Origin of the sequence: Chitinimonas lacunae, assembly GCF_042650885.1 — a bacterium.
In the GTDB taxonomy this organism is placed as follows: domain Bacteria; phylum Pseudomonadota; class Gammaproteobacteria; order Burkholderiales; family Chitinimonadaceae; genus Chitinimonas_A; species Chitinimonas_A lacunae.
In genome coordinates this window covers 4,591,200-4,602,553 of record NZ_JBHSBU010000001.1, presented here as the reverse complement: position 1 = coordinate 4,602,553, position 11,354 = coordinate 4,591,200, and the positions used below count along the sequence as shown (strand labels likewise).

10 protein-coding genes and 3 tRNA genes are annotated in these 11,354 nt (G+C 58.8%); 1 reads left to right on the top strand and 12 read right to left on the bottom strand.

Translation table 11 applies throughout. The annotated features are described in order from the left end of the window. The 4 genes from ACFOW7_RS19755 to ACFOW7_RS19740 all read right to left on the bottom strand — a co-directional run bounded on the left by ACFOW7_RS19755 (nucleotide 1) and on the right by ACFOW7_RS19740 (nucleotide 5,858). The gene (locus ACFOW7_RS19755; RefSeq protein ID WP_378167668.1) at nucleotides 1–1,032 is read right to left on the bottom strand and encodes an ABC transporter permease; all 1,032 of its coding nucleotides are present in this window, start codon (nucleotides 1,030–1,032) and stop codon (nucleotides 1–3) included. Between the two features lie 11 nt (nucleotides 1,033–1,043). Continuing rightward, the gene (locus ACFOW7_RS19750) at nucleotides 1,044–1,982 is read right to left on the bottom strand and encodes an ABC transporter permease (protein WP_378167665.1); all 939 of its coding nucleotides are present in this window, start codon (nucleotides 1,980–1,982) and stop codon (nucleotides 1,044–1,046) included. Then, nucleotides 1,979–3,973 (bottom strand): M3 family metallopeptidase, encoded by a 1,995-nt coding sequence (locus ACFOW7_RS19745; RefSeq protein ID WP_378167663.1) that lies wholly within the window; start codon nucleotides 3,971–3,973, stop codon nucleotides 1,979–1,981. The genes ACFOW7_RS19750 and ACFOW7_RS19745 overlap by 4 nt, the downstream gene beginning before the upstream one ends. Nucleotides 3,974–4,034: 61 nt before the next feature. Beyond that, nucleotides 4,035–5,858: an ABC transporter substrate-binding protein gene (locus ACFOW7_RS19740; RefSeq protein WP_378167661.1), complete on the bottom strand. Its 1,824-nt coding sequence runs from the start codon at nucleotides 5,856–5,858 to the stop codon at nucleotides 4,035–4,037. A 140-nt stretch (nucleotides 5,859–5,998) separates the two neighbouring features. Between ACFOW7_RS19740 and ACFOW7_RS19735 the strand changes: the two genes are divergently transcribed. Continuing rightward, complete coding sequence (locus ACFOW7_RS19735; RefSeq protein WP_378167659.1) at nucleotides 5,999–6,151, top strand: hypothetical protein; 153 nt, start codon at nucleotides 5,999–6,001, stop codon at nucleotides 6,149–6,151. 38 nt (nucleotides 6,152–6,189) lie between these two features. Here the strand turns inward: ACFOW7_RS19735 and ACFOW7_RS19730 are convergent, their stop codons facing one another. From ACFOW7_RS19730 to ACFOW7_RS19695, 8 genes are all read right to left on the bottom strand, one after another. Beyond that, nucleotides 6,190–6,936 carry an energy transducer TonB gene (locus ACFOW7_RS19730; protein ID WP_378167657.1) on the bottom strand — a complete coding sequence of 249 codons (747 nt, stop codon included), beginning with the start codon at nucleotides 6,934–6,936 and terminating at the stop codon, nucleotides 6,190–6,192. 20 nt (nucleotides 6,937–6,956) lie between these two features. Further along, nucleotides 6,957–7,406, bottom strand: a complete 450-nt coding sequence (locus ACFOW7_RS19725; RefSeq protein ID WP_378167654.1) for an ExbD/TolR family protein — start codon at nucleotides 7,404–7,406, stop codon at nucleotides 6,957–6,959. Between the two features lie 2 nt (nucleotides 7,407–7,408). Then, nucleotides 7,409–8,113, bottom strand: coding sequence for a MotA/TolQ/ExbB proton channel family protein (locus ACFOW7_RS19720; RefSeq protein WP_378167652.1), 705 nt, complete (start codon nucleotides 8,111–8,113; stop codon nucleotides 7,409–7,411). A 536-nt stretch (nucleotides 8,114–8,649) separates the two neighbouring features. Then, nucleotides 8,650–8,726: transfer RNA gene (locus ACFOW7_RS19715), tRNA-Arg, on the bottom strand. A gap of 41 nt (nucleotides 8,727–8,767) precedes the next feature. Then, nucleotides 8,768–8,844: transfer RNA gene (locus ACFOW7_RS19710), tRNA-Arg, on the bottom strand. A gap of 6 nt (nucleotides 8,845–8,850) precedes the next feature. Continuing rightward, nucleotides 8,851–8,944: transfer RNA gene (locus ACFOW7_RS19705), tRNA-Ser, on the bottom strand. A gap of 75 nt (nucleotides 8,945–9,019) precedes the next feature. Continuing rightward, on the bottom strand, nucleotides 9,020–10,246 hold the full coding sequence (locus tag ACFOW7_RS19700; protein WP_378167650.1) for an aspartate kinase: 1,227 nt from the start codon (nucleotides 10,244–10,246) through the stop codon (nucleotides 9,020–9,022). A gap of 97 nt (nucleotides 10,247–10,343) precedes the next feature. Then, nucleotides 10,344–10,970, bottom strand: coding sequence for a DedA family protein (locus ACFOW7_RS19695; protein ID WP_378167648.1), 627 nt, complete (start codon nucleotides 10,968–10,970; stop codon nucleotides 10,344–10,346). Between the last annotated feature and the right edge of the window lie 384 nt (nucleotides 10,971–11,354).

Here is an 11,354-nt window from a genome sequence, read left to right as displayed (position 1 = left end):
TTATCGGCGGCTGGCCTTGGGATCGAGCGCGTCGCGCAGCAGATCGGTAAACAGGCCGAAGGCGACCACGAAGGTGGACATCACCACGCCCACGGTCAGCAGCTGCCACCACTTGCCGAGCACCAGCTCCGGCATCACCTCGTTGATCATGATGCCCCAGGAGATCGAATCGGTCGGCACGCCAAAGCCCAGGAAGGACAGCACCACTTCGGCCTTGATGAACTCGATCACCAGTTGCGACAGCTGCACCAGGATCAGATGGGAAACGTTGGGCAGGATATGCACGAACATCATGCGACGATGACTGGCGCCCAGGGCATTGGCCGCCAGCACATAGTCACTGCTGCGATGCTTCATGTATTCGGCACGGATCAGGCGGTAGGCACTGGTCCAGCCGGTCAGGGCCAGCACCAGCACCACCGTCAGAATGCCCTTGTCCTTGACCACGGCCGCGAAGGCCAGCACCAGCAGGATGTAGGGCACCGAAGTGAAGATGTTGTAGAACCACTCGAGGATATCGCTGACCTTGCCGCCGAAATAGCCGCCCAGGGCACCCAGCAGCGTACCGATCATCACGGCCATCACCGCAGCGGTCAGACCGATCGAGATCGACACTTCACCGGCCTTGATCACCTTGGCCACCAGATCGCGACCCCATTTGTCGCCACCGAGCGGCAGGGTTTCCTTCAGCTCGACATGGCCTTGCACGTAGGCCTTGGCGCGCTTGTCGATCTCCTCGTAATAGGGCGCCAGCGGATCGACTGCACGGGTGGCCGCGTCGATTTCGAGCACCTGCTGCACCATCTTGGCGCTGTCGGCTTCCGGATTGGGGTAGTCGGGCGCGTAGGACGGGTTGGCGAAGGTGACACCGACTTCGCGATTCCAGTCGGCAGCCACCAGGCCGAGCGCAGAACCGAACGCCAGCACGAAATAGACCCCCAGAATGGCGATGCAGACCTTGGCCAGATTGTCGGCCCACAGACGCTTGAGCGCCGCCTTCCAGTAGCCTTGCGATTGTTGTTGTTGCGTCATCTTGTCCGGCCTCACTTCAGTTCCACACGCGGGTCGAGCAGCTTATAGAGCACATCGACCAGCAGAGTCACCACCATGGTCATCATGGCGAGGTAGATGGTGATGGCTTTGATCACCGGGAAGTCGCTACGCATCACCGCCTCGACGATTTCACCGCCCAGGCCCGGGATCACGAACACTTTCTCTACCAGGAAGGAACCGACAAACAGACCGGGCAGCTGCAAGGCCATATTGGTGGCGATCGGCACGGCGGCATTGCGCAGCACGTGCACCAGCATCACCCGCGGTTCGGACGCGCCCTTGGCACGAGCGGTACGGGCGTAGTCGTGGTTGATCTCCTCGACCACGAAGGAGCGGTACAGCCGCAGGCTCGGTGCCACCGACACGCACAGCAGCAACAGCACCGGCAGCGGAGCGTAGTAGGAGACATTGGTCCAGAAGCTGTCGCTCCAGCCCATCACCGGGAAGATGCCCCACACCAGACCGAACAGATACTGACCCACCACCACATAAAGCAGCAGCGAGATCGACATTGCGGCGGTACAGATGGCCACCACGGCGCGGTCGGTCAGCGAACCACGGCGGTAGGCCACGGCCACGGCGAGCAGCACGGCGATGATGGCGTCGAACAGCCAGACCTGGAACATCACGGTCATCGACACCGGTGCCTTTTGCATGATGATGTCCGACACCAGCTCGTTGGTACTCCAGCTACGGCCGAAATCGAAGGTCAGCACCTGCTTGGTGAACAGCCACAGCTGCACCCAGATCGGCTCATCGACCCCGAGCTGGGCTCGAATCGCCGCGATCTTTTCCTTGCTGGCGATCTTGCCCGCCAGCACGGCGGCCGGATCGCCGCCAAACAGATTGAACAGGAAAAACACCAGCAGCATCACCCCGATCAGGGTCGGGATCATCTGCCAGATACGACGCAGCAAATAAGCGCTCATTTGGCCTCCCCAACCATCAGGGCGCTCTGGCCCGTGATTTCCTTGAAGAAGGCGTCAGAACTGGGCTCGCGCCCGAGGAAGTTGCGCACCAGCTCCATTTCCGGCCGCTGCGAACCGTTTTCCAGCACGATCTTGCGGAAACGCTGGCCGACGGCCGGGTCCATCAGCTGGTCCTTGAAGGCCGAGCGCATGTCGAGCGCCAGCACTTCCGACCACATATAGCCGTAGTAACCGGCGGCATAGCCACCGACGATATGACCGAAGCTGCCCGGGAACTGGGTCCCTTCGACATGGCCCAGCGGGGTGGCCTGTTCCATCTTGATCCACTGCTTGAGCGGGTCTTGCGGGATCGGACCGGCCAGCTTCATATCAAAGGCGGCATAGAGCCACTGGCGGGCATAGCGGGTGCCCTGGCCGAACAGGCGCGCTTCGTTCATCCGCTTGATCAGTTGCGGATCGATCGGCTTGCAGCTGCTGCACACCTCGTTCCATAGCTTGAGCGACTCGGGATGGCGGCTCCATTCCTCGTACATCTGCGACGGTGCCTCGACAAAGTCGCGGCGGGTGCTGGTGCCGGCGTTGAGGGTGTAGCGGGTACGGCTCAGCACGCCGTGCATGATATGGCCGAACTCGTGGAACAGCGTATCGAGTTCGCCCTGATCAAAGCCCTTGTCGCTGAAGTTGGTCACGAGCGCCGATACCGGGGTGCGGCCTTCGAGCGTGCTGACCTGGCGCACGGTAAAGGCAGCGGCATGCTTGTACTTGCCGTCGCGCGGGAACAGGTCGAGGTAGAACGAGGACAGGTATTCCTTGCTGCCGGCGTCGTAGACGTCGTAGCCCTTGACCGTCTCATGCCAGACCGGCAGCTTCAGATTGGGACGGAATTCGACGCCATACAGCCGGCTGGTCACCGCCATCATCCAGTCGATGGTGGGCTGGGTGGCGAACTGGGCGCGCACCTCGTCCTGATCGACGGCATAGCGGCTCTTCTTCAGTCGCTGCTCGTAGAACGGCAGGTCCCAGCGCAGCATCTTGGCCTGGGCCTGACCGGTATGGCGGGCTTTTTCCTGGGCCAGTTCGGCCAGTTCGCGCTTCTCGACGGCGGTCACGGTGTCCTTGACCTTGTCGAGGAACTGCTGCACCACTTCGGGCTTGCCCACCATATTGTTGCGGGTGGCAAACGCGGCAAACGAGGGGTAGCCCAGCAAGGTGGCCAGCTGCTTACGCAGATTGATCACTTCATGCAGGATAGCCAGGTTCTTCTTGCCGCCGCGATTGATATAAGCGGTATAGAACTGGCGCCGGGTATCGCTCGATTCGGCCTGCTCCATCACGGCGAAATAGTCGGGATAGTCGAGCCCGATCTGGTAGCGGCCCTGGCTGTCACGCGGGTAGGCCGTGAGCTTGGCTTCGGGCACACCCTTGAGCTGTTCGGCGCTGAAAGCGAGCTTGGTCTTGTTTTCGCGCAGATTGCGCTGGAAGTCCTGTTCGAGCTTGGCCAGACGCTTAAATAATTCAGCCGCCTTGGCCCGTCCAGCTGGTGCCAGATTTACGCCCTTATTCTCAAATTCGGCCAGAATGCCCTTCAGGGTCTCGGCATCGATCTCGTCAGCCGGCTTGACGGCCTTGAAGCGCTGATACAGCGCATTGTTCTGCAGCACCTCGTTGAGGGTGGCTTCGATCTTCAGATTGCAATCGTCTTCAGCCTGGCGCAGGGCAGCGTCCGGATGGACATTGGCCATCAGGTAGACCGCGCCCCAGAAGTCATCGAGGTCGGCGCGGGTACGGTTCCACGGCACCAGCACGGTGGCGGGCTTGGCCTGATCGAGCGGCAACCGTTGCAGGGCGCTGACGCTTTGCTTGAGCTGGCCGAGCTTTTCTTCGCACAGCTTGGGCACCTCGGTGGCTGCCGGAATGGCGATTTCGCCGCGCTCGGCTGCGAAGGTAAACGGTGCGGCGCACAGCAGCGCCATCAGGGATAGCTTTTTCATACGATTCTCCCTTGGAAATTCTTTGAGCTGGAATGACGGCGCAGACAGCGCCGTCCCCTCGTCACTTCTTCTGCATCGATGCCTTACGCTGTTCCTCGTCGATATCGAGGTACATGAAGTACGGCATATTGATCGGGTGCACCCGGAAGCCGCGCATCCACGAATGGGCCAGATGCGAGCGCAGCAGGTTGTTGTCGTAGATCCAGGGCACATAGGCAGCAACGATGCGGCTCATCTGGCGCAGCTTTTCGTTGCGTTCGGGCGATGGCGGCGAAGTGGCGATGTCCTCGTACAGCTTGTCGAAATCCTTGTTGCGGAAGCGGGCTTCGTTGACCGGACCGGCATTGGGACCGTACAGCAGTTGCATGAAGTTCTCGGCATCGGGGTAATCCTGTCCCCAGGCGCCTTCGGCCATCTGGTACTGGCCGTTCTGGCGGTTCTTCAGCATGTCGGAGAAGTTCATCTTCACGACTTCGAAGCGGATCTTGATCGAATCGAAGCCTTTTTGCAGCAGCTCTTCGGTGGCACGGCTGTCCTTGCCCGACGACATCATGAAGCTGATCTTGAGCGGCTTGCAGCCCGGCTGTTCGCGCCAGCCGTCGTTATCGCAGTCCTTGTAGCCGAACAGATCGAGCATGGCATTGCCATGGGCGGGACTATGGCGACCCAGTACGTTCTTGAAATTGGGATCGTAGCCGTTGATCTGCGGCGCCAGCGGCGACTGGGCGGCGGTAGCTTGGTTGAGCCGCACCACGGCGATGCTCTTGGCCTGGTCGTAGCTGAGTGCAATCGCCCGGCGCAGCGCAATCTTCGGCAGCTCATAGCCACCGACTACCGGGTCATCCATATTGAACTGGTAGTAGCCGATATAGGCTTCGCTCTCGCGCATGTACTGATAGCCGCGCTTGACGTACTCAGGCTTGAGCACGCCGTTCTTGGCCACCAGATTGCCGTAGCTCGCACCCATGCGCGGCAGCATATCGATTTCCTTGCTTTCGAAGGCGAGCCAGGCCGCTTGCGGCTGGTTGATCACCTTGATATCGATGATGCCGATACGCGGGAAGGTCTTGCCGGCCAGTTCCTTGACCAGACGCTGGTCGACCTCGGCACCGGGTGCGGTGGTCGGGGTATAGGTCTTGCCGCGATAGTTCGGATTGGCTTCGAGAATGATGCGGTTACGCCGCTGCCAGCTCTTGACCCGATAGGGGCCGGTGCCAACCGGATGGGCTTCGCTGTCCTCGCCGTATTTGGTGATCACTTCGCGCGCCACGGCACCGGTGGCCACGGCGGCAGTGATATACATCATGTTGTAGTCAGGGCGCTTGAGCTTGATCTGCAAGGTATAGCGGTCAAGCGCCTTCAGGCCCTCGATCGGCTTGTCGTAGTCAAATTTGCCGGTCTTCTTGGCCTCTTCGAGCTTCTCGTCGAGACCGACGATCTTGCCCTTGAGCATAAAGTCCCACGGTGCACCACGGTTGGCCGGATCGACCAGCCGCTGGTAGCTGTAGACGTAATCCTGGGCGACCAACTCACGCTTCTTGCCGCCGAAAGCCGGATCGTCGGCGAAGAAGATGCCGGGCCGGATCTTATAGATAAAGGTCTTCCCTTCATCCAGCACGGTAGGCAGCGCCTCGGCCGTGTTGGGCACCAAGGTCATCGGTTCGGCCAGATAGTCGTAATCGAGCAGCGACTCGAAAATGCTGCTGTTGATTTCGCCGGAATAGTGATCGGAGTACTTGGCCGGATCGAAGCCGGACTCGGGAGCCTCGAAATAATATCGCAGCACCTTGTTCATATCGGCAGCTGCCAGCGCTTCGACGCTGATGGCTGCCAGAGGCAAGGCCAGGGCGATACCCAACACACGCTTGAGCTTGGTGAGTTTCATCTGGAGGTGGGGAGAGAGAAAGAATGGAAAATCGGCATCCTGCTTGCAGTCGCTTATCCAGGTCGAGACATATCGCTTGCAGCGGGCTGACTGTGGGCTGTCCGCCTCACCTGCTGCCAAGGCAGGCCCGATAGCACCGTTTGATCGAAATCAAACGGACGACCGACCGGCTGGCGCATGATGGCGCAAGCACCCGACACAAAGACAAGCTGTCTGAGTTTCATCGAAAAACCGAGCAGGGAAATACGCAGTGGCGCCGCATCAGCCAAAAAACTGGCGTTGACCAAGAGTAATCGGCCAACGCCAGTGCGATAGGTGTTGCGGCATGGGGTCAGACGGCTTCTCCGACCGTATCCACCTTGAAGTTGATTTCGTATTCGCCGATCCGCTCGATATCGGACGGATGGAACACATACTTCATCAAGGTCTTCTGCACATGACGGTTGAAGCGCGGTTCGGTCGAGGAAATGATCTTGACCTCACGCACCGTGCCGTCCGGATTGATATAGACATGAGCCTTGACCGTCCCGCTCAGATCTTCGGCCAGCAGATCGCGCGGGAATACCCATTCCGCCTTCTTCAGCGGACGGATACCGCGATCGGGACCTGCCTTGGCCGGCTCCTTGGGCGCCACCGGATTATTGTTGGTGGTCTTGTCACCCACTGCGGTCGGCAGCGCCACCGAGTTGGCGTTGGACGAGGTCGACGGACCAGGTGCCGGCTGCTCGAGCGGAACCGGAGCGGTGTCCTCGGGCTTGGGCTGTTCCTTGACCTGCTCCTTCGGCAGCGGCTTGTCGACGATTTTCTCGACCTTGGGCTCCACCTTAGGCTTGATCGGCTCTGGCGGCTTCTCGATGATCGGCTCGGGTTCCGGTGGCTTGGGCGGCACCGGAACCACCTTCATCGGCGGCTTTTTCTGCTCGATATGCAGCATGCCGCTGGCCTTGATGTAATAGAGTCCGGCAAATACGCTGGCCTCGATCACCAGTGCCAGTACGAAAGCCTTTTTCAGCGAGAAGAACGGTTCTTCAACTGAAGGATGTGCCCAAAGGGTCTTGCCAGTGCCTGTGTACGCCATATTCGTCGTCACGGCAGTCGTCATTGAGCTGCCCCTCCGGTTTGCGCGCTGCTGCCCGTACCGGCAATCGCGGTAGTGCCGATGGCATCGATCCCGGCGTTGCGCACCATATCCATGGCTTCGACGAAACGCTGGTATTCCACCGACTTGTCGGCTGCCACCACGACCTGAACATCCTTGCTGGTCGCTTTGAGGCGCTTGAGTTCTTCAGTGATCTGCGGGCCCTTCATCACATCCTCCTCCAGCATGAAGGTACCGTCCTTCAGGATGGAGATGGTGCGCTTGACCGGCTGCTGTTCGATCTTCTCAGCCGAATTGGAGTTGGGCAGAGTCAGCGGAATACCGGAGGCCTCGATCATCTTCAGCATGATCAGCATAAAGAAGATCAGCAGGAACATCATGATGTCGATCATCGGCACCACTTCGATGCGGGCTTCCTTATGCTCGAAATAGCGGTGGCTGAGACTCATGTTCAGGCCCCTTGCGGCTTCAGCGCGGCAGTGTTGACGTTATTGGCAGCGCGATCGGAACCGGAGGTCGGGGCAACGGTATTGCACAGGCGGTTGATCACCATCACCTTGATCAGTTCCATCTGGTGCATGGCGATACGGATACGCTTGTTGAAGTAGTTGAGCAGCGAGACGCCGATAATGGCGATCATCAGACCCACAGCGGTAGCCATCAGGGCGTGGCCGATACCGCCGGTCACAGCACCGGTGCTGCTGGCGCCACCCAGGCCGATGGCAGAGAACGATTCCACCATACCGATAATCGTACCGAACAGACCAAGCAGCGGGCCCAGGGTAACGGCGGTGTCGAGCATCCACATATTGCGGTCGAGCTTGGGAAGCTGCCACAGCAGGGTTTCTTCGATCTGGCGATCCATCGCTTCGGGCGATTGGCCGCGGGCGGCAACCGCTGCGGTGATGATGCGCGATTGCGGAGCATTCTCGTAGTGTTTTGCAACCTGGGTCATCTGGTCGACGTTTTGGGGCTTGACCAGCTCCAGGTCGTGTTCCATGGCCTCACCTGCCTTAACGACGCGGTGGAAATAATAGAAACGCTCGATCACGATAGCGATCACACCGCAGAGCAGCACGAACATAAGCGGGATCAGGCCGCCCGACAAAATGCTGATCTCGATAATAAAATCGATCAGGCTGGTGGATTGGGTCATTTTTAATGGAACTCCAACGAGTGCAAGAAAACAAACTCACCAGTCCTCGGATAAGGACCAGTAGCACGTTATCGCGCCCCACTTATCAGCAAGACGCGATGCTGAGGCAAGGGTAAAGCCCTATCTGCCGTTTCTCTTTTAGCTAACGACGCAAGCGTCGTTGCGTATTACCACAACACCAAGTCGGCAGGATACCCTTACCAACGGGCCAGCCACCCTGCGGCGTGAGGGTCGCCCACGCACGCTGTCTAGCTAAGCAGTCGATTTCAGCACATAACATGCCATGCTTCGATCAACCGATCCCCAGGTCTGCGGAATTCGTTGATATTAGTCATTTCACCATAAGCGTTCAATCACTTAAGGTGGTGCGGCGCACAAAACCAACAACTATGCTATTAGGTTTTGCCCTAATCACGATGTTTGCGCCTTGCCCCATCGTGGAGCAGCGATGCACCAGTATGGCGCAAAAAACCAAGCGCTCGCTTGGTAACACAGGCAAGAAAAAAGCCGCACAGTTGTGCGGCTTTTTTGCTGTCTGGCGCGCCCGAAGAGATTCGAACTCCTGACCCCTTGGTTCGTAGCCAAGTACTCTATCCAGCTGAGCTACGGGCGCAAACCTTGCAACTTCACTTACCACAACACCAAACCTGTAATTGGCGCACCCGAAGAGATTCGAACTCCTGACCCCTTGGTTCGTAGCCAAGTACTCTATCCAGCTGAGCTACGGGTGCGCTGTTTGGCGGAGAAAGAGGGATTCGAACCCTCGATACGAGTTTTAGCCCGTATGCTCCCTTAGCAGGGGAGTGCCTTCGACCACTCGGCCATTTCTCCGTTGCAAGAGAACGCTATTATGTAGATGCATTAGATAGCTGTCAAGCGTTCTCTGCTATTTTTTTGTATTTAAGGCTAGGCCTCCTGATCGAGACCGAAAGCCTTGTGCAATACACGCACCGCCAGCTCCAGATACTTCTCGTCCAGCACAACCGAGATCTTGATTTCGGAGGTGGAAATCATCTGGATATTGATCCCCTCTTCCGCCAGCGTGCGGAACATGGTCGAAGCGATGCCCACATGCGAGCGCATCCCGACCCCGACCACCGAGACCTTGCAGATCTTGTCGTCGCCCGATACCGATTTGGCGCCGATATGGCTCTGCACGCCTTCGAGAATGCGCAGGGCTTTCTGATAGTCGTTACGGTGAACGGTAAAGGAGAAGTCGGTCGTGCCTTCGGTGCCGACGTTCTGGATGATCATATCGACATCGATATTGGCATCGGCCACCGGACCCAGGATCTGATAAGCGATACCGGGCTTGTCGGGTACACCGACTACATTGATACGAGCTTCGTCGCGGTTGAAGGCGATGCCCGAGATAATGGCTTTTTCCATGTTTTCGTCTTCCTCGAAGGTAATCAGGGTGCCGTCGCCTTCCTCCTGGAAGCTCGACAATACGCGTAGCTTGACCTTGTATTTGCCGGCGAACTCGACCGAGCGGATCTGCAAGACCTTGGAGCCCAGGCTTGCCATCTCCAGCATTTCCTCGAAGGTGACCGTCTTGAGCCGGCGCGCTTCGGGCACTACGCGCGGGTCGGTGGTATAGACGCCGTCGACATCGGTATAGATCTGACATTCGTCGGCCTTGAGCGCCGCCGCGAGTGCCACGCCCGTGGTATCAGAACCGCCACGACCGAGCGTCGTGATATTGCCCAGTTCGTCCACCCCCTGGAAACCCGCAACGATCACCACCCGGCCGGCCGCCAGATCGGCACGCATGGCCGCGTCGTCGATATGCTGGATGCGGGCCTTGGTGAAAGCGCTGTCGGTCAGAATCTTGACCTGGCCCCCGGTATAGCTGCGGGCCTCTACCCCCAGCTCCTTCAGCGCCATGGCCAACAGACCGATCGTCACCTGTTCGCCGGTCGACACCACCACATCGAGTTCACGCGGGTCGGGGTTGGACTGGACTTCCTTGCATAACGCAATCAGGCGGTTGGTTTCACCGCTCATCGCCGATACCACCACCACCAGATCGTGGCCTTCGGCCTTGGACTTGGCGACGCGGCGGGCGACGTTCCGGATCCGTTCGGTAGAACCGACCGAGGTTCCACCGTATTTCTGAACGATAAGCGCCATTGCCTTCCCTTTGGCAAAAGAAAAAGAATCTAAAGAAAGCGGGTGATGAACACAAGGCGGTCCGCACGGCTGACGGCGGACAAGGCCGGCCATGCGCTCAATGGTCGACTGGGGAAGCGCACTTGGCGTTGCGCCGGCGCAGATACGTCACCAGCATCACCAGGGCCAGTACGCCAAGCAGCACCAGAATGCCGGTCTGGCCACGACCGATCCAGGTCATCAGCCAATCGCGGTTGTAGGCGCCGAAATAGCCGAGATAGACCCAGGCCGGCACGCTGATCAGGGCCGCAAGACCGTCAAGTAACAGAAAACGCCAGAATGGAACCCGCCGGGTGACACCGGCGGTAAGGAAAATCGCGGAGCGCAGCCCCGGCAGGAAACGGGCCACGAACATCAGCCGGCTGCCGTAGCGGCTGAATTTGTCCTGGACTGCACAGTAGCGCTCGGGCGTCAGTAGCCGCGCCACCAGACGCCAGCTCAATACCCGCTCGCCGAGCAGCCGGCCGGCCATAAACATCATGCCGTCGCCGACCAGCACGCCGGCCAAGCCGACCAGACACATCAGATTCACATCGGCATAGCCGAGACCGGCGATCACGCCGCCGGCGACAAGGCTGATGTCTTCCGGAATGGGAACACCAAAACCACAAATCAGAAGTACGCTGAAAACCGCCAGATAACCGTAATCGGTAAAGAAGCTCAGCAGAAAGCCCAGGACGTCCATCTACCCGATGCTCGAATGCGTGGGCGGCCATCATAGCACAGCAGCTGCTACGGCCACCCGGATTTTGTCCCAAGGGCTTAGGCGATACGGCCGCCGTCCCCGCCATCTACGACTATCCCTATATTTATATAGATGGTCGCGTTCAATCCCTATCCCGAGCATTACCTCACCCGGCCGCCGCGCATCGGCAGATCAGCCCTCAGACCGGCTGGGGCTGATTAAAATCCCAGCCTGGTCAGGAAAATCTGCCCGCAGCGCCATACTTTGCCAGCACTTGGGGAGACTATGTTTATTTTTATATCTTCTACGCTCTAGGGCTAGCACAACTTATACATAATATTTTCCATCAAGCGATATTTTTCAGCTTCGACCATCCCCTACAAG